The organism is Rubripirellula tenax (assembly GCF_007860125.1).
GTDB lineage: Bacteria > Planctomycetota > Planctomycetia > Pirellulales > Pirellulaceae > Rubripirellula > Rubripirellula tenax.
Genome location: NZ_SJPW01000002.1, coordinates 601,811 through 624,523, shown reverse-complemented (window position 1 = coordinate 624,523; position 22,713 = coordinate 601,811). Strand labels below are relative to the sequence as shown.

Annotated in this window: 14 protein-coding genes; 11 read left to right on the top strand and 3 right to left on the bottom strand. The window is 57.2% G+C overall.

The genetic code is table 11. The annotated features are described in order from the left end of the window. Window positions 1-54 precede the first annotated feature (54 nt). The 6 genes from Poly51_RS08085 to Poly51_RS08060 all read left to right on the top strand — a co-directional run bounded on the left by Poly51_RS08085 (window position 55) and on the right by Poly51_RS08060 (window position 10,023). Window positions 55-2,208 (top strand): protein-disulfide isomerase, encoded by a 2,154-nt coding sequence (locus tag Poly51_RS08085; protein ID WP_146456121.1) that lies wholly within the window; start codon window positions 55-57, stop codon window positions 2,206-2,208. 57 nt (window positions 2,209-2,265) lie between these two features. Beyond that, on the top strand, window positions 2,266-3,375 hold the full coding sequence (ribD, locus tag Poly51_RS08080; RefSeq protein WP_246114344.1) for a bifunctional diaminohydroxyphosphoribosylaminopyrimidine deaminase/5-amino-6-(5-phosphoribosylamino)uracil reductase RibD: 1,110 nt from the start codon (window positions 2,266-2,268) through the stop codon (window positions 3,373-3,375). A gap of 227 nt (window positions 3,376-3,602) precedes the next feature. Next, window positions 3,603-4,568 (top strand): hypothetical protein, encoded by a 966-nt coding sequence (locus Poly51_RS08075; RefSeq protein ID WP_146456118.1) that lies wholly within the window; start codon window positions 3,603-3,605, stop codon window positions 4,566-4,568. 96 nt (window positions 4,569-4,664) lie between these two features. Further along, window positions 4,665-5,444, top strand: coding sequence for a TetR/AcrR family transcriptional regulator (locus Poly51_RS08070; protein ID WP_146456116.1), 780 nt, complete (start codon window positions 4,665-4,667; stop codon window positions 5,442-5,444). Further along, window positions 5,441-6,835 carry an efflux RND transporter periplasmic adaptor subunit gene (locus Poly51_RS08065; RefSeq protein WP_146456113.1) on the top strand — a complete coding sequence of 465 codons (1,395 nt, stop codon included), beginning with the start codon at window positions 5,441-5,443 and terminating at the stop codon, window positions 6,833-6,835. The genes Poly51_RS08070 and Poly51_RS08065 overlap by 4 nt, the downstream gene beginning before the upstream one ends. Then, window positions 6,832-10,023, top strand: coding sequence for an efflux RND transporter permease subunit (locus tag Poly51_RS08060; RefSeq protein WP_246114343.1), 3,192 nt, complete (start codon window positions 6,832-6,834; stop codon window positions 10,021-10,023). Before Poly51_RS08065 ends, Poly51_RS08060 begins: the two co-directional genes overlap by 4 nt. A gap of 343 nt (window positions 10,024-10,366) precedes the next feature. On the opposite strand, the gene Poly51_RS08055 is transcribed toward Poly51_RS08060, so the two are convergent. Together Poly51_RS08055 and Poly51_RS08050 are read right to left on the bottom strand one after the other, a co-directional pair. Beyond that, window positions 10,367-10,741 (bottom strand): DUF971 domain-containing protein, encoded by a 375-nt coding sequence (locus tag Poly51_RS08055; protein WP_146456111.1) that lies wholly within the window; start codon window positions 10,739-10,741, stop codon window positions 10,367-10,369. Between the two features lie 60 nt (window positions 10,742-10,801). Continuing rightward, window positions 10,802-11,959 (bottom strand): phenylacetate--CoA ligase family protein, encoded by a 1,158-nt coding sequence (locus tag Poly51_RS08050; RefSeq protein ID WP_246114342.1) that lies wholly within the window; start codon window positions 11,957-11,959, stop codon window positions 10,802-10,804. A gap of 516 nt (window positions 11,960-12,475) precedes the next feature. Between Poly51_RS08050 and Poly51_RS08045 the strand changes: the two genes are divergently transcribed. The 5 genes from Poly51_RS08045 to Poly51_RS08025 all read left to right on the top strand — a co-directional run bounded on the left by Poly51_RS08045 (window position 12,476) and on the right by Poly51_RS08025 (window position 21,208). After that, window positions 12,476-13,660: a DUF1559 family PulG-like putative transporter gene (locus Poly51_RS08045; protein ID WP_246114341.1), complete on the top strand. Its 1,185-nt coding sequence runs from the start codon at window positions 12,476-12,478 to the stop codon at window positions 13,658-13,660. Window positions 13,661-14,083: 423 nt separating this feature from the next. After that, window positions 14,084-15,466 (top strand): DUF1559 family PulG-like putative transporter, encoded by a 1,383-nt coding sequence (locus Poly51_RS08040; RefSeq protein WP_146457252.1) that lies wholly within the window; start codon window positions 14,084-14,086, stop codon window positions 15,464-15,466. A 110-nt stretch (window positions 15,467-15,576) separates the two neighbouring features. After that, window positions 15,577-16,770, top strand: a complete 1,194-nt coding sequence (locus tag Poly51_RS08035; RefSeq protein ID WP_146456107.1) for an Ig-like domain-containing protein — start codon at window positions 15,577-15,579, stop codon at window positions 16,768-16,770. 60 nt (window positions 16,771-16,830) lie between these two features. Beyond that, entirely contained in the window at window positions 16,831-18,963 is a 2,133-nt protein-coding gene (pilM, locus tag Poly51_RS08030) for a pilus assembly protein PilM (protein ID WP_186775418.1), read from the top strand. 52 nt (window positions 18,964-19,015) lie between these two features. Then, window positions 19,016-21,208, top strand: a complete 2,193-nt coding sequence (locus tag Poly51_RS08025; protein WP_146456103.1) for a DUF1559 family PulG-like putative transporter — start codon at window positions 19,016-19,018, stop codon at window positions 21,206-21,208. Window positions 21,209-21,253: 45 nt separating this feature from the next. Here Poly51_RS08025 and Poly51_RS08020 read toward each other — a convergent pair whose 3' ends face one another. Continuing rightward, complete coding sequence (locus Poly51_RS08020; protein WP_146456101.1) at window positions 21,254-22,663, bottom strand: PQQ-binding-like beta-propeller repeat protein; 1,410 nt, start codon at window positions 22,661-22,663, stop codon at window positions 21,254-21,256. Window positions 22,664-22,713: the final 50 nt, after the last annotated feature.

Below are 22,713 nucleotides of genomic sequence, written 5' to 3'. Positions count from 1 at the left end.
AAAGTCGATTCAGACCAAACCCTCTCCTTTGTTCCTTTTTGGCCAACTTCCCTGATGACCGTCGATACCTACGCGATTTGCCCCTGTGGAAGCGGCAAAAAGATCAAATTCTGCAAGTGCAAAGACTCGGTCCACGAACTCGACGAAGTCATGAACATGATCGAGGGGGGACAGGTCGTTCCTTCGCTCGATCGCTTGTCGAACATTCTTTCTGAGAATCCCGACGCCGCTTGGGCGTTGGCGATTCGCGGTCGGCTGCTATTGGATCTCCGCGAGTACGATTCGCTTGCCGACAACGCGGACCGCTTCATCCGGTTGCAACCCAGCAACCCGTTGGCATTGACCCAGTTGGCGGCGGCGCTGTTGTTCCGCGGAAAACAGGAAGAAGCGACATCCAAGATGCTGGAAGCGCTGACCGAAAGCGGTCGCGACGTCGATGCATTCGTCTTGGACGTGTCTTCCGTTCTGGCATATTCGTTAGCCCAAAGCGGCGTGTTCCTTACCGCGCGGGTATATGCGACGTTGGCCATGATGGCATCCGGTTATCAAGGCGGACAAACCGCGATGACGGTGCTGCGTCAACTCAATTCGGCGCCCACGATCAGCCAGTTGATGAAGGCAATCCCCGAACCGATCGAACGACCCGAAGGCGCGGAGTGGGGCGAACGCTTCGACGAAGCCGCGACGCTTCTGCGCAGCAACAAAGTCATGCTGGCCGAAACCAAGTTCGAATCGCTTCGACGCACCGTGCCGAAAGAACCGTCGATTTTGTTGGGGTTGCTGACCTGCGCGATCTGGCGTGGCGATACCGATGCCCAATCCGACCTGTTCAAGAAATTGTCCGCGTGCGAATCGCTGGACTTCGAAGAACGAGCACGATACCTGGCGATGTCGGCTTTGGCCAAACCAGGTTCACCCGACGTTTCGGTGTCGACGACGACGTTGACGGCCGAGATTGAAAAAGCCGATGAAGCCGAACTCGCGTTGTTGGCCGACGCACGAATGGTGGCGTTGCCCCCGGACTTGCTGCAAGGCATGCGGGCCAGCGAAGACGAGGTTCCACCCAAGGCGGGCTTCCAAATTTTGGATCGCGAGAAACCGGAATCACTCGAAGTGCTGCCGCCGGTCGCTGATGTTCCCGAAGCCATCGCGATGGTGTTCGTGTACGGACGCCAAACCGATCGCGCCGCCCGAATCGAAGCGCTCGAAATTCGCAAGGAAAGCTTGGACGATGTTCGTGGCCGCATCGACAGCGTGATCAGCGGATTGAAGTGGACGGAAAGCGAAGGCGAAGCGTTGCCGTTGTTGGTTGCTTGCCAACCTGCGATCGCGATGATTCGATTCAAAGCGAATCCCGGCGAAGCAGAGAAGCTGCAAAACGAATTGTCGGACACGCGAATGGCGCCCTCGATCGCGTCACTGTCGCTGCCGTTGCTGGGCGGCGAATCGTTGAAGTCATCGGCCGGTGATGATTCCAAACGACTAGAACGGACGGCGGTCATTCGCATCATCCAACAATACGATGCCATCGCGTCGAAGGGGGATGACATCATGAATCGCGTTCTCGAATTGGCTGGCGTCGAACCACAAGCGGCGATCAAACCGACCGACGACGATATCGAATCGGTCGCCAACGAAGACTTGAACCTGGTCGACCCGGCAGGACTGAATGCTGAATCGTTGATCTATCTGTTGCAACGTTCTCAACAGGTCTCGGCGACTCCGGCGACACGGCGATTGGCCAACCGTTTGATCGATGCGGATCTAAGCGAAGAACAACAACCGGCTCGATTGTTGGCGTATATGTCGCTGATCAATGCAGCCGAAAATAGCACCGAAGCTCTTGAGTTGATGGAAAAAGCGAAAGCGTTCGCCGAGAGCAAAGACATCCCGATCTCGAATTTGTTGCTCAGCGAAATCGGCTTGCGACTGCAAGCCGGTGACGGACCGGGATTCCAAAACACGTTGCAAACACTGACGACGCGCTATGGCAATGAACCGGAAGTCATGGCCCGACTGCAACAAATGCTGATTCAATTCGGGTTGATCAATCCCGACGGATCGCCTCGTGGTGGACGGCCCGCCCAACAACCGGCGGCTGCAGCCGGCGGCGGACTGTGGACGCCTGATGGTGGCGGTGGCCCTGCACCCGCTGGCCCGCCCGAGTCCGGCGGCGGCAGCAAGTTGTGGGTCCCAGGAATGGATTGATTGTGTGCGATGGCTTTGAATTTTGGATTTGCATTTTAACATTTGAGATTTGAAGTCGTGTTACGTCACTCAACCACCGACGACCAACGTTTCATGTCGGCCGCGATCGAAAGAGCGCGGCTAGGCGAAGGTCACGTCGAACCCAACCCGATGGTTGGATGCGTGATCGTTCGCGATGGCAAGATCATCGGAAAAGGCTACCACGCGAAGTTTGGCGGTGATCACGCCGAAGTCGCGGCGCTGGGGTCACTTGAATCCACCGACAACGCTCGTGGCGCGACCGCCTACGTGACGCTTGAACCGTGCTGCCACTTCGGCAAAACACCTCCCTGCGCCGACGCGTTGATCGACGCCGAAATAGGCCGGGTCGTGGTTGCGATCGAAGACCCCTTTGAAAAGGTTTCCGGTGGAGGCATCGCGAAACTTCGCGACTCGGGCATCGATGTCACGGTGGGCGTGTTGGCAAATGAAGCGGCGGCCGTGGTGGCTCCGTTTGTCAAACGTGTACGCACCGGCCTTCCTTGGGTGATCGCCAAATGGGCGATGACCTTGGACGGGCGGATTGCCACAGCAACCGGCGAGAGCCAATGGATCACCGGTGAATCATCTCGCCGCGCGGTGCATGAACTCCGTGGCCGAGTTGACGCGATTGTGGCCGGCATGGGCACGGTGGTCGCGGACGATCCGATGCTCAACGCCCGGCCCCCGGGAACTCGCGTCGCCACTCGCGCAATCCTTTGCCGGCGGCGATTACCCAGCCTGGATAGTAAACTGGTTCGCACTGCGTCACAGATTCCGGTGTGGCTGTTCGCGGGCCCCCAAACGAATGCCGCCCAACGGCGCGATCTGGAATCGGCCGGCGCGCACGTGATTCTGTTGGACGACCGCGAATCTGACGACATGGTTACCACAACACTGAAACGACTCGCCGAAAATGGGGCGACCAACGTGATGGTTGAGGGTGGCGGGGAGGTTTTTTCCAGCTTTCTTAGTGTCGGTCAAATTGACGAAGCGCACGTTTTCGTGGGTGCGAAAGCCTTTGGCGGAACGGCGGCGCCGGGCCCCATCGGCGGTCAGGGCGTCGAACGACTTTCCCAAGCGTGGGCGTTCAAGCTGCATCAGATCGATCGATTTGACGACGACGTGCGGCTAATCTATCGCCGCTAGCCTTTGCGGAAACGTGGAAACTGAGAAAATCGATCTTCATTCTCGCGGCGATTTCTGACGATACTGGTTCCTGGACTCGTCGGCCTGCCCGATGAGGGTCGGCCCATGCGTCCACCGTACCGTTTGTTCCCACGTCGCTTGACACCAAGCGACCTTCCCGCTGGATCGGGGAAAGTGAGGGTTCAGGGATGAGGTGGTGTTTGCTGTTCGCCTTAATCGGCTTGTCCATGATGGACGCGTCTTTCGCTGAAAGACCGCCCGAGGCTGAGGGTCTTGATGCGGGGCGAGCGAGCCCAGCTAACGTTGGCCCCACCGACTCTGGCTTCTTCGGCGGCCCCGAACTGGGCTCCGGAGTCGTTCGATTTCAACTGATCCAAGGCCGTCTTTGCCTGGATTCGCCGCGACACCGCAAAGGTTCGCAAAGCTGCCAAGAAGGCGACTGCTTCGAAAGCATCTGCGTCACGGCCCAACGCGGAATCCCATCGCTGCACTACGTGCTCGAATCGCCCCAACAGAACGTGACGTTGAACGTCCAAGACGCATCCGAGATTCGGATCGAATCTTGGATCCCCACGTCGAACACACGGTCCTTGCTACATCACGACGACAGCGGCGCAATCGTCTGGGAGCGTGAATCCGATGGCAATACGATTCGATCATCTGGCGCCACCCTCTTGCATCTACGTCAACTGGATCCGAACTCATTCGATGCCCATTTTGGCACCCTGATCATGCGAATGCTCAATGGAACGTCGCTGGAAACGCTTGGCCGTCAAACCCACCGAGCGATGTTGGACGAAGCATCCAACAGCGAAGGCACGACGGTGGCAACCACGGAAGTCGCGTCCGCGATCGCGGCACTGCGATCACCACGGCGACATGTTCGCGCCACCGCCGAGCGACAACTGCTGATGTGGGGGACACCCGCTCTGGCCTTGATCGATTCGCTCGACACGGGCCAATGGGATTCAGAACAAGCCGATCGTATTGCCGCCGTCCGCCGCCGACTGCGACGAAACGACTCGGATACGCCCGCCAAACTTGCCAAACTTCTGGTCAACGACGATGAATACTGGGCTTCGATGTCCGACCGATTGACCGGCGCCCAGCGAACAGTGGCCGAGAATCACCTGCGACGGGTAGGCCTGGAAGTCTCGCTGTCGTCGCCGGCGATTCGGGTCGCCAAAAAATAGTTCCCCGGCGAGACCGCGGTGCGCCAATTTGTTTTTTTGACTTGCTGTCAAATTTGACGACTTGTCATTTTTTGCGCCCCGGGCTATTTTGACGGGATGTCAAAAATTACGCCCAAGCAAAGCGAGATTCGCGATCGCGAATCTCGCATCCTTCACCTGGCTCGCCCCATGGTTGCCGGCGGCGGCCTCGCCGCGCTCAGCATGGAAGCGATTGCGAAGGAAATGAAGTACACCAAGGGGACGATCTACAACCATTTTTCGTGTAAGGAAGAGATCCTGCTGGCGTTGGCGATCCAGAGCAGCGAAACGCGGCTGGCGTTGTTTCATGTTGCCGGGCAGTCACAGGCGGGGTCACGCGATGCAATGGCGGCCATCGGAATCGGCTGCGAGGACTTCCGCACACGATTCGCCGACCTGTTCATCATCGAAACGTTGGTACGTCACGCAACGATCTGGGAAAAGGCCAGCGATCAACGGCGGGAAACGCTTCTGGGGTGTGAAAGCCGAACGATGGGGTTGGTTGCCACCCTTGGGCATCGTGCGGTCAAAGAGGGCGATCTGAAGCTGCCGCGTGGACTGCACGTCGAAGAACTGATCTTCGGACTCTGGTCGCTCACATACGGCGGAATGATGATTGACGCGTCGTCGCCCGGCTTAAGCGAAATTGGCATTCGAGATACTTCCGCATCCATTCGACGAAACTGCAACGCGATGATGGACGGATACGGATGGCTACCGCTTTATGAACCAGCTCCCTACCGAAAGCTGGTGGCGAGGGTTCGCGCGGTCCTTTTCAAAACGATTCCTACGGACGCGATCGCGGTGGTCGACCAAGATTCGCCCACCGGCGTATCCACCCAAGGAGCCGGATCATGAATCGACACTCTGCCAATCAATACTCTGCCAATCGACGCTTACTCAATCGACGCTCACTCAATCGACGAGGATCGGTATCACCCAAGCAACTGTCCGCGTTGACTCTGTCCCTTGCCACGGTCGTGATCGCAGCCGTTTGGATCGGTCGCAGCCATTCGGCCGAGACTCTGGTCGAAGGTTCCGAATCACCACCGGCCACTTCCGCACCCTTGCCCGTCGGCGTTGTTGTCGTCGGGGTTGTCACGCCTGATGAAGTCCGCCAATCGTATTCAGGAATGCTTGTGGCGAGACGAGAGAGTCAGCTCGGATTCGATCGACCGGGCCGAGTCGTCGAGGTGATGAAGGAAGAAGGCGATCGGGTTACCCAGGGCGAGTGTTTAGCATGCATCGCCACGGATGACTTGGATGCGTCGGAGCAACGCACGCGAGCGGACCTGGAATCTGCCACCGCGTTGTTGGACGAGTTGATCGCGGGACCTCGCAAGGAGTCCATCGAAGCGGCTCGTGCAAAGGTCGCAAGCTTGGCGGCGAATCGAGAACTGTCAAAAGCAAACACCCTTCGCGAAGAACAGCTCGCCGCACGCGACGCCGGCAGCGTGCGGACGCTGGACGAAGCCCGTTTCGGCCAACGGGCAGCCGACGAGCAATGGAATGCGGCCCGTGCCGAGTTGCGTCTGCTCGAAGAAGGCACTCGAAAAGAACAGGTGGCCGCACAACGCGCCGTGTGCGATTCCATCCGAGGAGAGCTGCGAGAGATCGAAGCCGATCGTCGCGATAGCCGCATTGAGGCTCCGTTTGACGGCTTGGTCCGGTCGCGATTCATCGACGAAGGTGCGGTGGTCACCGCGGGCGAACCGATCCTGCACTGGATCAGCCTGGACGTCGAAGGTCGCTTCGGGATCCCAGCCGCCGTCGCGGACTCGATCAAGCCCGCCGATCAGGTCTCTCTGCGGCTGCGCACAACGCAATGCACTGGAACCGTCGTTCGTGTTGAACCCTATGTCGATTTGGCGACACGGACCCGCGCGATCTATGTCCGCCCGATCGGAATCGAGTCGTCCCAAGGATGGATTCCCGGGGAAGTCGTGGATGTCGAGCTCACGACGGGTTCTTCCAGCACCACAGCGGCGAACACTTACTGGTTGCCGACATCATCGCTTACCCGAGGCGGACGTGGCGTTTGGACGGTATTGGCAGTGCCCGGCACGGCGGCGGAAGCGGCTTGCGAAAAGCGGGCGGTAGAACTGCTACGCACCGACGGTGATCTCACCTTGGTTCAAGGCATGCTGAGTCCTGGTGACCGCGTGATTGTCGACGGCATGCACCGATTGACGGCGGGAATGCGAGTCGCCGTGATCGATAAACACAACAACCAAGGGGCGCAACCGTGAGCGACAAAACCGCTTCCCAAACGAACGATTGGTCGACGTTCTTCTTTCGTGATAATCGAGCGATGTTGCTGCTGTTGGGTGTCGTGGCGGTCGCCGGCTTGACGTCGATCGCAGTGTTGCCGCGAATGGAGGACCCGGTACTTTCCGCTCGCGTCGGTTTGGTCGCGACGCGAATGCCAGGCGCCGACGCCAAACGAGTCGAGAACCTGATCACCGAACCGCTCGAGGATCGACTGCAAGATGTCGAAGAAGTCAAGGAGATCGTCAGCGAAAGCCGGCCGGGGATCAGTACGATCACGGTCGTTCTGCGCGACGACATCTATGACACCGACGAAGTCTGGTCCGAGATCCGTGGCAAGATCGAAGACGCTATCACCGTATTGCCGCCGCAAGCATCCCGACCGGTATTCGAAGAACTGGATGTTCGCGCTTACGCGTTGATCGTCGCGGTGAAGTGGCAGCGAGACGATCCGCCAAGCTGGACGTTGTTGCGGCGGTACGCCAAGCGACTGGAAGACAAACTGCTGGCGATCAAGGGCACCGAAGTGATCGAGCGTTTCGCCGACCCGGGCGAAGAAGCGACGGTCGTCATCGATCCTGACCAAGCCGCAGCCCTCGGGTTGGACGCCACCAGCGTTGCGAAGCAGTTAAGCGGATCGGACGCCAAAGGTTCGGTGGGTTTCTTGCGAACAACGGATCAACAATTGATCATGGAAATGGCGAACCAATTTGAACAATCGGGACGCATCGCCGACGCATTGATTCAATCGGATGGCGGCGGTTCGATGGTCCGCATCGGCGACATCGCAACGATCACGCGAGGATGTCCCGATCCGTTGCCGCGATTCGCGATGATCGATGACCGACCGTCCGTCGCGTTGGGCGTGATGGTTCGCAAGGCCCAACGGATCGACCTTTGGCGCAGCGATGTCCAGGCCGCCTTGGATGATTTCGCCGACGACTTGCCCACGGGTTTGACGATCGACTTGGTGCTGGATCAAAACAAGTATGTATCCCAGCGGCTATCGTCGCTGGCATCGAACTTGTTCGTGGGTGTGATCGCGGTCGTGCTTGTTGTCTTGGCCCTGATGGGATGGCGCAGCGCCATCGTTGTCGCGTTGGCGTTGCCGTTGTCAGGCTTCACGGCCCTGTTCGGGCTCAGGCTGCTGCAGGTCCCGATTCACCAAATGTCGATCACGGGGATGATCATTGCGATCGGGCTGTTGATTGACAATGCCATTGTTGCCGTCGATGAAGTCGTAACCGAAATGCGATCTGGACGATCGCCGATCGAGGCGGTTCGCGCGAGTGTTCGGCATCTAGCGATTCCGCTTTTCGGATCGACGATCACCACGGCGCTGGCATTTGCGCCGATCGCGATGATGCCGGGCCCTGCGGGCGAATTCGTTGGCGCGATCGCGATCAGCGTGATCCTGGCGATCTCAGCCTCGCTGTTTTTCTCGTTGACGGTGATTCCGGTCGTCGCTTCCAAATTTGTCGGGCGGGCGCCGGACGAGAGACGCAAAGGGAACCTTTTGCAACGCTTCCTGCGAAACGGCTTTCAATCGCAAACGGTGGGCCAGCGTTATCGCCGAGTGCTTGAGTGGTTGTTAGAAAAACCATTCCGAGCGATCGCGGTCAGTGCCGTATTGCCAATCATCGGCTTTGGTTTGTTCAGCCAATTGTCGGAACAATTTTTTCCGGCCGCCGACCGCGACCAATTTCACGTCGAATTGGAATTGCCGGCCGACGCGACCGTGGCGGCGACTCAAAGGGCTTCGATGGCGATCAACCCGCTGTTGGTCGATGCGGGCGCGAAAAAGATCAGCTGGTTCTATGGCGAAAGCGCGCCGGTTTTCTATTACAACATTCTCGGCTCTCGACGCGGCGTTGCCAACTTTGGCAGCGCCATCGTGCAGATGGATTCGCCCGACGGTCTGCGTGACACACTTCGGTCGCTTCAACAAAGCGCCGACGCGGCGGTGCCCGGCGCTCGCGTCCTGATGCGACAACTCGAACAGGGGCCTCCGTTCAACGCCCCCATTGAGATCCGTTTGTTTGGTCCCGACTTGGTTCGCTTGCAAGAACTGGGCGACGAAGTTCGGATCGCTTTGGCGTCGGTACGCGACGTGACACACACCAAGTCGTTGTTATCGGAGACACTGCCGACCGTTTCGCTGGACGTTGACGAAGCCGCGGCTCGCTTGGTCGGAATCCAACCCGCCGATATTTCGACGCAGCTGTACGGCCAACTCGAAGGAGCACTTGCCGGACAGATTCTCGAAGACACAGAACAAATTCCGGTACGCGTTCGCGTGGGCAATGAACGTCGCGGCGAGCTTTCCCAGATTGCGACCATGCAACTGACAACGCCAAGCGGATTGGTTCCGCTGGCCAGCGTCGCCGACATTACGATTGAACCCGAGATTGCGGTCATTCCCAGGCGGGATCGGCGACGCATGAACCAAGTCGCCGGATTCATCTCCGCCGGAACCCTCCCCGCCGATTCGTTGCTGGAATTCCAAGATCGCCTAGCTCGCAGCGGCTTTCAATTACCGCCGGGTTACGAACTGGAATATGGCGGCGAAGCGTCTCAGCGCAATGATGCCGTCGGCAATTTGATGGCCAATGTCGGCGTGTTGATGGTGATGATGATCGCGACCTTGGTGTTGTCGTTCCGATCGTTTCGATTGGCGGCCGTGATCATGGTGGTCGCCGTCGGCAGCATCGGATTGGGCATGATTGGCCTTTGGATCGGCGGCTATCCGTTCGGATTCATGGCGATCATTGGCACGATGGGATTGGTCGGCGTCGCCATCAACGACTCGATCGTTGTACTCGCGTCACTTCGCGAACACGAGGCCGGCGGCCGGCTGAGTTTGGACGAAACCGTTGACGTGGTTTACCGATGCACCCGTCACGTCGTTGCGACGACGTTGACGACTATCGCCGGTTTTGCGCCGCTGATCATCAGCGGCGGAAAGTTCTGGCCACCGCTTGCGATCGCGATCGCAGGCGGCGTCAGCGGCGCAACGCTGATGGCGCTGTGCTTCGTCCCCGCCACCTACCGGATGCTGCGAAAATCCGAACGCGTGGCCACTTGCGTTTTCGTCGTTCGTCGCCCCGAACATCAAGATTCGCCCGATCCAGATATCGCGGCAAGCCTTCTATCGCACCGCGCCCAATAGGTTAGCGGCGGCCAACTGTTTCACGTTTTGGCTTACGATCTTTCCGCTGGTTCTGATCAAGGCGTTTCGCCATCGCCTCCGTTTTTTTGCGTTCGGTTCGCATCAGTTCGGCACGCGGGTCGGATTGTTTCGTCCACCAGCTGCGCAATTGGTCTAAGAGTCCCATCTTTCAAACATCCTCCGTCAGAAAAAGCGAGATGCCCAGAGTCACGAGAACTCGTGACAAGAAGGACATCGTCGAATCATATGCGATGACGGGGGTCGAAAAATACAAATTCGGCTATTATTGCGTCTTAAGGCGCCCTAGGAGGAACATTCGAGCACCTCTGCAGGTGGGTCCGCATCACGTGGGCTGGTCGCCTCGGTGCAACATCACGAAGGGGAAGATCCCCGAATCGTGGCCGTCACTGAATCCAATGCTGTACGCATAGCTGCCCACCGGACGCATCGATTCGATGCGTAGCGGGCGAGCTTCGGCAGCACTCAACACCGGCAAACCCCTCAATTTGCCAGCCGCTTCACGTTTTTCGGCTTCCCCACGCTTCTTTTCACGACAAGTCGCACAGGGGCATGTATTGCGAAGCACCGATGCGGTCCAACGGGTCATCGTCCCATCGCTCCACGAGATCGAAATCGCCGAGTCACCGTCGCGAGTGATGGTCAACGGAACGACATCCGTCTGAGTCTCTTTGGGTCGTATGGGATCAGGTTGGGACATGAAAGTGTTGGTGACGCCAGTGGGGTAAAGGTGAGGGCAAGACGCAATTCGATGCTCAGTCTAATGAAGTTCACGATGATCGAGCCATCGCTTGGCCTTGGCTTCGAACCGCGGCAGCGATCCGTCGGGCAACGGATCGACGTCAATTCGCATCGCCAATCGGTCACGAAGTCGCCGGGCAAGTTGCCCGGCCGACGACTCCGATGCTTCCAACTGGATCGCCAACTGGTCCATGTGATCTCTGCGAGTAACGATCATTCGGAATTCGGCGGTCGGTTCAATCTCTCGCACGATCGCTTCGACGCTGGACGGGAAAACGTTGACGCCGCGGATAACGACCATGTCATCGCATCGGCCCAACACGCCCCCGTCGAGCCAAAGAAAACGGCACGGCCGATCGTGCTGGCGATACCCGCGAACGATATCGCCGGTGCGATAGCGGATTGCCGGACCTCCCAAGCGTCCCAAGTTAGTCAGCACCAATTCGGCTTGCTCGCCTTCGGCGGCGACGCGCCCGCGCGGCGACGCATCGTCGAACACCAAACACTCGGCAATGAATTCGGATTCGATCACGTGGATACCTCGACGGTCATCACTGGCAAATCCCCACGCACCGACTTCGCTGGCACCGGTGTGATCGAACACTTCGGCGCCCCAAGCTTGTTCGATGTTGCAACGAATCGAATCGATCGAACCGCCCGGTTCACCCGCGACGATGATGCGCGTGACAGAGTTCGCACTTAGATCAACGCCAACTCGCTTAGCGACCTCGACCAGATGAAGCGCATACGTAGGCGTGCAACACATCACCGTGCAATGGTGATCCGTGATCATTCGCAAACGGTTCTCACTAGACATGCCACCGCTGGGGACCACCGTTGACTGGCGACGAACCAGCGCATCGTGGGCGGTCCAGAATCCGATGAAAGGCCCGAACGAAAACGCCATCAAGGCAACATCATCGTCGGTGACTCGAGCCGCATCCAGAACGAAGTCCCAACAACGAAGCCACCACTGCCAATCATCGGGCGTATCCAAAACCACCATCGGATAGCCTCGCGTACCGCTGGTCTGGTGCAGTCGTGAATATTGGTTCCGTGGCAGATCAAAAATGCGACCGGGCACTCCGGGCGCATTTCCGACTAAGTCTTCTTTTGTCAAAAACGGCAACTCACCCAGTTGATCAAGCGAATCCAGCGGCAAACAAATGCTTCGCAAACGAGCTTTGTAAAAAGGCCTGTCACGGGCCACGACGAGCAACGCGTTCAGACGGGAAAGCTGCTCCGCGCGAAGCAACGATACGTCTAGGGTCTTTGTTTCGGATGGGGGAAGTGAAGCGTCCAAGAACTGTCTCGATCGAAGGCCAAAACGTTTGTGAATATCCGATGAATTGCCGAGCCACCCCATCCTAACACGACTGGCCGCGAGAGCGACTCTAGGTGGCAGAAACACGCCTTCGAACACCTTCAAGCCCCACCACGAAGCGTTTCCAACCACAGGCCACGAACGGACAAATGCGCAGAAACGATGAAGACTCGATGAGATCATCGATTGGCTGTTGCAAGTCAGCTCAAAGCCGACAAACATTCTCGCGTATGGCTGACTCAGACGGTGAGCACTAAGCGACCGAGCGGGCCAGTGCTACTGAGCAATCGACGACGTTTCGCTCTGATTTCAAACTCCCTCGATCCATTTGCCGTGCTGACCCAAGCGATGCAAACCCGAAAGACCAAGATGCGACGAACCGGATTCACGTTGATCGAGATGCTGGTGGTGATTTCCATCATTGGAATCCTTGCGGCGTTGTTGTTGCCCGCCGTTTCAAAGGCTCGCGAAGCCGCCCGGGGTGTCGAGTGCCAGAGCAACCTTCGGAATTTCGGCATCACATTGACCTCTCGCACGACGTCCGCACCCGACGGTGCGTTTTGCTCGGGCGGTTTTGACGTCGAACGCGACGGAGTTCCTACGGAACAGGGTTGGGTCGCTGATCTCGTTCGACGCGGCGTCTTGGTCAGTGAAATGCGGTGTCCCAGTAGCGGTGCGACGACTAGCAAAGCGATCGAACAACTGTTGACGATCCCGATCGCCGATTTGCAGGCCACTGATTGCGTGGATCGTTTGGGCAGCGAAGAACATACCAACGAAATGGGACAGCAGATCAAAAACATTTGTCGCAAGATTGCGGATGATAACTTGGCTCCACTGTCCGACGAGCGGGCCGAATTGATCCAACAGCAGATGCTCGACCAAGGCTACAACACGAACTTCGCGGCTTCCTGGTTCTTACTGCGATCGGAACTGCGATTGGACGCCGACGGCAACGCCGACCCGACGGATGCGACGTGTACCGACACCGATCCGCGAGGACGAAACGTCACCAAAGGCGTCCTGACCACGCGAATCTTGGACAGTGCCAGTGCGTCGTCCAGCACGGTTCCGCTGCTGTGCGATGCGGCAGCGGCGGGATCGCTTTCCACGACGATTGGCGAACTCCTCGGCGGTTCGTTTTATGCCACGGGCATCGTCGGCAGTCCGGTCGGCAACCGTGTGATGGTCGACAACGATGCCGATGGAACCGCAGAAACCAGCAGCACGTTCTTCATGAGTCTGCCTAGTTTCCCCGCCAGCACGCCACGCGAGGGCGCAAGCGGTTGGTTGAAGTCTTGGAACCACGACACACGCCAAGACTATCGCGGCATGTCACCGCTTCATCTTGGCACGGCCAATGTGTTGATGGCCGACGGCTCCGTGCGAGCACTCACCGATGTCAACAATGACGGATTCATCAACAACGGCTTTGACGGTGCGGACGTGAACGTCCCTTCGGGCGGCCCTTATTGGATCGATTCGGTGATCGAAGCGGAAGCGTTACAGCTGGCCAGCTTCCATGCACTCGGATCCAAGGGCAGCCAGAACTAGATGGTCAATTTGTGTTTTTTGTTTTTATCGCTTGACCGCAAGAAGGGTCAAGCTGGTCACGCCTACACAGGAGGATTGCGACCTAACCAATTTCGAACCCGATAAAGCTTAGGCCGCTTTCAGGCGGTATCGCGGGGCGACCACCAAGCCCCGCCCATGACAAACCTCGCACAGCAATCGTATTGCCAGCGAAACGACACGGCCCAGTACGGCCGTGTTTGAATCGGACGATCGACCCGAAAATGACAGTATGTCGATCACAACTAACGAAAAAGCAGAGCAGGTGACGGATCGTGAAATCGCTTCCGTGCAGGGAAGTCGCTTTCGAACAATCGAACCCGCCACCCACTCTACCCATCCCCACATTCTGGATCACGCCTCGCGTGGATGTCCAGAGAACCTTTTGGAACTTTAAAAATGCGTATGCGAAAAGCGGGTTTTACCCTAATCGAACTGTTGGTGGTGATTGCCATCATCGCGTTGTTGGCGGCCCTGTTGCTGCCAGCAATCACCAAGGCACGTGAAGCCGCTCGTTCGGCACAATGCCAAGCCAACCTGAAGAACATCGGTGTTGGTCTGTTCAAATTCAGCACGCGTAGCCCCGGCGGACAATTTTGCTCCGGTGCCTACGACCTCCGTCGTGACGGATGCCCCGATACGTTTGGGTGGGTTGCTGACTTGGTAAACACGGGCGAAGCGAACTTGAACGAATCGCTCGACCCGTCGAACCCGCTTCTGGGTTCCGAAAAGTTGAATGACTTGCTCGGTAGCGACACCACCCGTGGACGCGCCGGTGCCGGACCGGACCGTTTGTCGGCCGGCGTGTGTGGCCAAGATCAGTGGAAGGGCTTCTCGACCGCATCGCCCACCGCCTTTTTCGGCGGTAGCGCCAACAGCAGCGCGGAACGCGCCGAGTTGGTTTCACGTTACTTCGTGCAAGGCGGATTCAGCACCAACTATGCAACCGGTTGGCACCTGTCCCGCGGCATGGTCCGCACGCAAAGCGTGGGTACCGGTTCGAGCACCTACTTGACCACGACAACGGCAACGACGATCAACGCCATCAACGGCAATGTCGAACAACCGGACTTCAAGGCGCTCAACGGCACCGTCGGTCCGATCGCCGCCCGCGAGTTGGATCGTTCTCGCATCCCATCAAGCAACTTCGGCTTCGTTGGTTGCGCGGGCCCCGGCGATATCGACGAAGCCGTTTTGGCATTGGATATCCGTCACGGCCAAGCAGACCGTCGCGTCTACAACCCGAACAGCGACGAAGCCGCTGCCTACATCACGGCTGGATCGATCCTTGCAGAATCGTTCAACGACGGTCCTGCGATCTATGATGCTGCTACACGTTCGGTTCGTTTGATCCAAAGTGGCGCACCGTTGGTCGGGAACCAACTTTGTGAGAAAGGCGAAGCGACCACCAACGGTTGCAGGCCTGCCTACGCTGCGGACTTGGCTACTGCGACCGCTTACGTCCCAAGCTTCACCGCAGCGGACATCACCACTGCCCCGACGTACTTGCAAGACACCCGCGACTGGTTCGCCGTTCACGCCGGTGCAGTCAACGTGTTGATGGGCGACGGAAGCGTCAAGGTCTTCTATGACCTGAACAACGACGGCTACTTGAACCCGGGTTTCCCCGTCGGCAAAGACGCCAACGGTGCTGACGCTACTCCGCTGACCGAAGACGAAATCGTTGACGTCGGCTATGCCGATTCGACGACGGAAATGCCACGCGACCAGTTCTATGGCGGCGTGTTCTGGAGCGAAACGTTCTTCAAGGGCGCTTTCGAAGACTGAGCCTGATGCTTGCTTGATCCAATTCGATGCCTCTGCGATTCATCTTGAGTCGCAGAGGCTTCTTGTGTGACACCCTTTTTGCCCCTATCTAAACCAAACACCTATCGCTGATGAACACGCTCGGAAAACGAATGATGGCCGGTGTCGCGGTTGTGGCCAGTCTTGCCACGGTCGCGGGAATCTTGATTGCCACGGTCAGCTACGAACCTCACGGTGTTCCGAAAGCTCTTCGCCCGGCGTTCAAAGCGAAGATCGCAGAGGTCAAGCAGCGGGCAAGCGAAGTCGCGACCATTTCCTCGTCCGTTCGTCCGATCGCCTCGCTTGATACAACCGAGTTTCATTTCGGTTTGCTCGACCCACATGCCACCGTCAGCCATTCGTTCACCGTTCGTAACGACGGCGAAGCACCCTTGACCATTAACGTTCAGCGAACGAGTTGCAAATGTACGGTCGGAAAACTGGGCAGCAACGTCCTTCTTCCCGGCGGGCAAACCGACGTCACAATGACTTGGAACACGGGATACCAACTGGACAACTACGAGCAATCGGCGACGCTCGAAACGAACGACCCGCTGCAACCCGAAATAACTTTGACGGTCCAAGGCGAAATACGCGCTGAATTGGTCGTGCCCAGCCAAGTTGTGATGAAGTCGGTCAATCCCGGTGACCTACCCGAAGCAACGTTCACCGTCTACAGCCAACTGCTTGAAGACTTCTACTTGGACTCAGCCGCAAGCGACTTGCCAAGTTTCGATTGGAACGTCGAACCGCTGTCCGTGGACGATACCAGTCTGTTCGACAAGCACGCAAAATGGGCTTGGCGAGTGAGCGTATCAACCAGCGGAAAGTCTCGCGGCAAGTTTTCCGGTGACGTGAAGTTGACGTTCAAGAATCCGAACTCCGACGAAGTGATGACACGCACGGTCAACGTGGCTGGTCACGTTCGTGCGCCCATCAATTTTTACAGCCCCGATATCCACAGCAGCGAAGGGTTGGATATCGGAACCCTCGACGCGGGCAAGGAGCACCAGTTCAAGCTGGTGGTCCGAAACCGAGGCGAAGCGAATCGCAAGATCGAAGTCACCGGCGTGGAGCCCAAGGAATTGAAAGCTCATCTAACGCCGATGTCCAAGCCGGGCGAGTATCGATTGGTTCTAACCGTCCCGGCAGATTGTCCGACGGTGATGTTCAATCGCGATCGCCAGCACGGCTACGTCGAAGTGGGTGACCCGGACGACAAAACCTTCAGTAATTGGTTTCCGGTACTCGGTGCCATCGTCGACCTTCAATCAGATCCACGATGAAGCAGGAGAGCGAAACTTTCGCGTTGGTATGGAATCATGGGCAGGAATGAGATGACAACGATGAATTCAGTGTCCGGCGCGGTCGGAAACACGTGTGGCAACTGCAAACACAACAACGGCAACGGCGAATTGTTCTGCGCCGGATGTGGCCAAACGTTGGTCGAGCCCTGTGCGATGTGCAGCAAGCAGGTCTCGCTTACGCAAAAGTTCTGTGGTTCGTGCGGTACCGATCTGGCGGCGTTGTTGAATCAGCGCATCGCCAAGCATGGCGAAACGATGACCCAAGCGGTTCAAGCAGCCAAGGCGTTCGACTTTGATCAATCCATCTCGCTGTTGGGACGCATCGCTGACTTAAATGATTATCGGTTCGCCAAGGATGCAAACGATGCTCGCAAAGCCATTGAGAAGATCGAGCAGTTGAAGGCGAAAACCAACAACCAATTCGACCAACACGCTCAACAAGCCGCCGCAGCTTTCGATCGAGGCGACCACGCGATGGTCGTGAAATTGCTTAGCGAGGTTCCATCGCAACTGCTAAGCCCCGACAGCCAACGGTTTCTATCCCGCAGCAAAAACCATCTCGGGCAACTCGTGGACGTCGACGCGGAACTCCGGAAAGCGGTGTCTGCGAAACAATGGATCATGGCGGGAGGTTATCTCGATCAACTTAATGAGTTAGCCCCCGGCCATCCCGCATATTCGAAGCTTGCTGCGGACTTGTCACAAAAACTGATTGCCAATGCAAATGCAAAACTCGCCAAATCCAAATACGCGGACGCGCTGCAATGCGTCAGCGCCATCCCGGCGATATGTCAGAACGAAGAATCCGCTCGACTTCGTGAAAAAATTGACAACGTGCATTGGTTAGCAGACCAGTTCCCCAACGAACCCTACGCACTTCCCTTGCTGGGTCGAATGTGCGTCCGATTCAACAAAGAATCACCCGATGACGAAACGGCGAAGGTGACATTGAAACGGTTGTCCGGCGCCGTTCGGTCGCGCCCCTCGGAACTACGACTAGCCTATGCCGATTGGGATGGCAGTCGCCAAAGCTGGGTGGGCGGGAAGGTCGGTATTTTGGCGTATCCTCAATCGCTTTCGTTCGGCGATACATCCCTGGATCGAAACGCGTTGGCAAGACATAGCATCGCGTTCGGCCTGGCGCTGCAGGGACTTGGGATCGCCCGTGTCGAAGGTGACTTTTTGCCGCCCAAAAAAGGTTTGATGTCGGCGATTCGCAGCCGGAAGAAAACCAAGTCTTGCTGGGGTATCGACGTCGGGGCCAGCGGAATCCGCGGCGCACATTTGGAACTGAATCCCGAAGGCACGGTGCAAGTCATTGCGTTGTACACCGCTGAGTTTCCAGAGCCGACATGCCGCGTCGGCAGCCAGACGAAGTCGTCCGTCATTCGCGATGCGATTGTAAAGATGGCTGGCGAAATCGCACCCGGTGAAACGCCGGTATGGATCAGTATGCCGACGACCGAGACAGTCAATCGCTTTGTGCGACTGCCACCCGTCGACAAGAAACAAGCGAATAAATTGCTTGACGTCGAAGTTAGAGAGCGAATCCCATTGCCGTTGGACGAATTGGGGATCGTTCGGTGGATGGCAGACGATGTCATCGAACAAATCAAGGGACGACCGGCCTTCGTTTCGGCTGCTCGCCGAACTGCGATCGAAAGTCGCATCGATCTGTTCCAAAGTGCTGGTTTGACAGTCTCCGGATTGCAATCGGCAGCGATAGCATTGGTAAATTTTTCGGCGCACGAGTTTGCGACGCACTGGAAAGTGGATCCCGAATCCGAAGCAGCTGAATCGGAGCACAGTGAAGCATTCGCCATCGTCGACAGTGGTGCCGAGACACTAACCGTTGCGGTGATCGCCCGAGACGAGTTTTGGTTCTCGTCGATCGAAAATGCCGGCGAGAACTTTACCTCGTTGCTGGCTCGATCGATCAAACGAACCAACAGCGATGCCGAACAACTCAAACGCGATCCGGCAAAAATCGAATCACCATCATCGGCTTGGACTCCGCTTGAGAACCGCATGGGCGAAATCCGCGCGCGGCTCGAGCAAACGATGACCGAAGCCAACAAGTTCATGAACGAACTCGACGTGATTGGGGTCTGGTGCGTCGGAGGTTCTGCGTTCACCTTCGGTTGGATCCGTCGCGTTCTGTTGAAAGAGTGATGCGAACGTTCGAGACACTTACGACCAGCCCACTGTTCTTGCGAAGAATCCATTGAAAACGTCTTTCACCGCCGCCCGACCCGAATCCGCTGCATCGATCGCATTGGCTCGATTCCGCATCCATACGATTTTGAAAATGATCGCATGTTGCGCCACGATTTTTGTCGTCGGATGTGGCCCCAGCAAAGAGGATTTGATCGCCAAAGCGATGAGGCGCAAACGGGCAAGTTCCGATGACGTTGACCCGACTCCGGTGCAAGTAGCTGCTCCGGTCGCAGCTAGCGCCCCTGCACCGCAACCCGCCCCCATCAGCGAGTCAAAGACCGCAGCGGTCGAAACGGCCGTTCCGAAACAAACGTCCAAGGCGATCGCCGGCGTCGAACAGAAACCATTGACGCCCATTGACCAGCGAAAGCCAACTGAGTCATTGTCGGCTGTCGATCGTCGCAGGATGGCTGTCGACAACCTCAAGAAAATCCACGAAGCCATGGCGGCCTACGTGGCCGATCACGGTGAGTTCCCGTACTACACGATGGAGTCTTCGGGTGGGATTTCGACATTTTCGTGGCGAGTTGCCCTCCTTCCCTACCTGGGCTATCAAGAACTGTACGACAAATTCAATCACGAACGACCTTGGGACTACCCCGAGAACAAAGAACTGTTGACGTTCATTCCGCCAGAATACGTTTCACCAGAACGTTTCGACACGAATACGAATTTCCTAGTCCCGCTGGCCAACTTCCTGATTTTTCACGATTTCACCGAGCGTGATGAAGAAAGCAACGAACAGAAAGTTACCAAGGTGGACAGGATCACCGATGGCTTAGACAACACGATCCTGTTGTTGGAAGTCGACGACGATTTCTCGGTGCCATGGACCAAACCCGAAGACTATCGTCTGTTCGGTGGCGAGGGCGGTCAACGGGCAATCACTCGCGGATTCGGTCATCTACGCGGTGACGGCGCGCTGGCGATCTGGGGCAACGGTTGGCCGTTCTCTTTGAGTAACGACCTTCTATTCCAACAGCTCTATCCCGCATTCACCTATGCCGGGAACGAACGACAACCGGCGGCGGTCATTCACCGCGAAGTTTCGTTCGACAACGTGATCGACCGCAGCGAAACGGTGACCTCGTCGATCATTGCGGACACGTCCGAGTCACCGACCCAAACGATGAGCCTTGATTCGATTCCCATCGTTCGTCGAGAAGTTCCCAACTCGATCGAATTGGCCAACGCCGAAGAACGATTTCAATCGATCTTTGGTGACCGTATCCGCGCGGCGAGAGATCGAATGGCAAAAGACAAATTGGCGGTGGACATTTCGAAAGCGTCGGCAACGATGCAGGCTGATCTGGCCGGCACCTATGTGATGCAAACGGCGGCGATGGAGCTTGCCCAATTGGCGGGATCGGTCGACACGTTGTTGTCGGCGGTCGATGCACGTGTCGCCACGTTTGAAGTCGACGCCTACAAGACCAACACGGACGCCCTTTTGAGTCTCGCCAAGTCATCGTCACAAATGGATTCGGCATCCATCGATGGAACCACGTTTTTACAACGGGCGGTCTATGTTGTTTGGCACGCGGTTGAGAATGACGACTACGACACCGCCAGAATCTTGGTACGTAGTGCGGATCGGATGATCGATGTTTCGCGAAGCAACCGGTTGCCGAAAATGCTGGGGCGATTGGGTGTTGTGCTGGGCGAAGCCGAACGCCAGTATGCCAACGCCAAAGATCAATTGGCCGCCTATCGCGACAATCCCGATGATGGCGAGGCGGCGGCGACGTTTGGGCGATACCTGTGCTTCATCAAGGGCGACTGGGATCGTGGATTGCCGTTACTGGTGGGTGGCGGCCCCGAACCACTTCGCCGTGCTTCAAGGATCGACTTGAAGGGATTTAAAACGAATGAAGACGAAGTTGCCATCGCTGACTCGTGGTGGGAATTGGCATCGCAAGCCAGGCCGGGAGTCTATCGACAGGGTGCCCTCGATCGTGCCGCCCATTGGTACCGAAATGTGTTCGAAAAGATGCCCGACTCGTTGGACAAGATTCACGTGAAGGCGCGACTGGCAGACCTCAAGCAAGTGGAGCTTTCCAGCCCGCTTGCGATAACGGCCCAACTGGCCAAGCAAAGCGGCGTTGATCTAAGTATCAAGTTGGCCGATGTTGCATTCTCCGGTCGCAAGGGGGGCCTATTGACGGCCAGCAATACCGAAATAGAGGACGTCAACAACTAAACGAGCGTCCACACGAGATACCAAACGCTTCACACTCAACAGCGATCAGTTTCTCAAATCAAAACAAGCCAGCCGTTCACCATCGCGCACAAATAGGTGTTTTCCAGCCAGCGAGGGTGGAGCAAAACAAGGTTCTGTCATGATCGGCGCGGCAGTGAAAGCGAGCACATTGGCCTCGGTTGCTGTTGGGATGACAGACGCGAGATGACCTCGCTCGCCAACCAAAACCAATGATCCGTTGACGACCAGACCCTGGCCTCGACGAAGTAGCGAGTGATATTTCCAGTTTAGCTTTCCTGTCGCAAGGTCCACGCTGCGAAGTTCCGCGCCACCCTGCCCCGCAGATGTGAATGCGATTACATCCGAACCGACCGGCATCAACGTGTTGTACTGGCAATCGATGACACGCCGATCTCGCCACAGTTCTTGTTGCGTTCGATCCGGGTTGATTTGCAAACAAACCGCCCCTGGCCCTGGGCCTGTTACGATCAACACTTTATTATCCGACACCAACGGTGTCACAGCGTTGAACGACATCGGGGCGCGCGAATGATGAGAAACCGACCAATCGGCCAAGCCCGTTTCCGGGTCAAGTGACGTTAGACCCAAATGGGTCATCACGAACACGAACGATTGATCGTGGATGGTCGCAGCGACGGGTGCGCAATAGCCTGCGGGCGCGTCGCCGGATTGCCAAATGTCGGCTCCATCATTGCGGTCCATCGCCAGAATGCCCACGCCGTGATCTTCCGCTCCAACATCGAAAATGACGCGGTCGCCGATCACCATTGGCGATGCACCGACGGGAAAGATTCCGTCTTTCACTTCGTATTCCTCGTGCAGATCGCGCGACCAAATGATCTCACCAGAGTCAAGCGACAAGCAAAAAAATTGACCCTGTCCGCCAACCGCGAAGACTCGGTCGCCATCAATCACCGGTGTGCTGTAAGGGCCGTCACTGTATTCGACGTCGCAAACGAACGTGGTCGGATACCGGTATCGCCATATCGTTTCACCACTTTCTGTGTCGACGCACTGGACGATCTCCTCGTCGTCGATACGGTGATTGAACACCAACCGATTTCCGGCAACGACGGGCGATCCATAGCCCGTACCGATACTTAGGCTCCAGCGTTGTTTGGGACCGTCCGGTCCCCAAGCCAGATTCACCGCCTGGGTAGCCGCGACGGAGTTTCGGTTGGGCCCGTACAACTGAGGCCAATCGTTGGTAGCAACGTTCGACGACTGGGAACGGAGTGACGATTCGACTTGAATTGCCGTCTGGTATTGGCGAATCGTTCTCTGATCCGCCACATCCGCCGACGTCGGTTCGGACAGGGGAAGCTCAAGCGGATCGGGCTGGGGTGGTCGGGAACACCCAACATGAACCAGTAACATGATCAAAAACACAGCACCGCAAGCGTGCCGGCGGTACCGTTGACGATGATGCAACATAAGATGGGACAGTCAGAACAGCAAACCAGAGATGAATTTCGCGAAACATA

Excerpts from the sequence above, each read along its gene's own strand:
- Poly51_RS08085 (WP_146456121.1), top strand. The coding sequence starts at position 55 with ATGACCGTCGATACCTACGCGATTTGCCCCTGTGGAAGCGGCAAAAAG.
- Poly51_RS08075 (WP_146456118.1), top strand. The coding sequence starts at position 3,603 with ATGATGGACGCGTCTTTCGCTGAAAGACCGCCCGAGGCTGAGGGTCTT.
- Poly51_RS08070 (WP_146456116.1), top strand. The coding sequence starts at position 4,665 with ATGTCAAAAATTACGCCCAAGCAAAGCGAGATTCGCGATCGCGAATCT.
- Poly51_RS08065 (WP_146456113.1), top strand. The coding sequence starts at position 5,441 with ATGAATCGACACTCTGCCAATCAATACTCTGCCAATCGACGCTTACTC.
- Poly51_RS08055 (WP_146456111.1), bottom strand. The coding sequence starts at position 10,741 with ATGTCCCAACCTGATCCCATACGACCCAAAGAGACTCAGACGGATGTC.
- Poly51_RS08045 (WP_246114341.1), top strand. The coding sequence starts at position 12,476 with ATGCGACGAACCGGATTCACGTTGATCGAGATGCTGGTGGTGATTTCC.
- Poly51_RS08040 (WP_146457252.1), top strand. The coding sequence starts at position 14,084 with ATGCGAAAAGCGGGTTTTACCCTAATCGAACTGTTGGTGGTGATTGCC.
- Poly51_RS08035 (WP_146456107.1), top strand. The coding sequence starts at position 15,577 with ATGAACACGCTCGGAAAACGAATGATGGCCGGTGTCGCGGTTGTGGCC.
- pilM (WP_186775418.1), top strand. The coding sequence starts at position 16,831 with ATGAATTCAGTGTCCGGCGCGGTCGGAAACACGTGTGGCAACTGCAAA.
- Poly51_RS08020 (WP_146456101.1), bottom strand. The coding sequence starts at position 22,663 with ATGTTGCATCATCGTCAACGGTACCGCCGGCACGCTTGCGGTGCTGTG.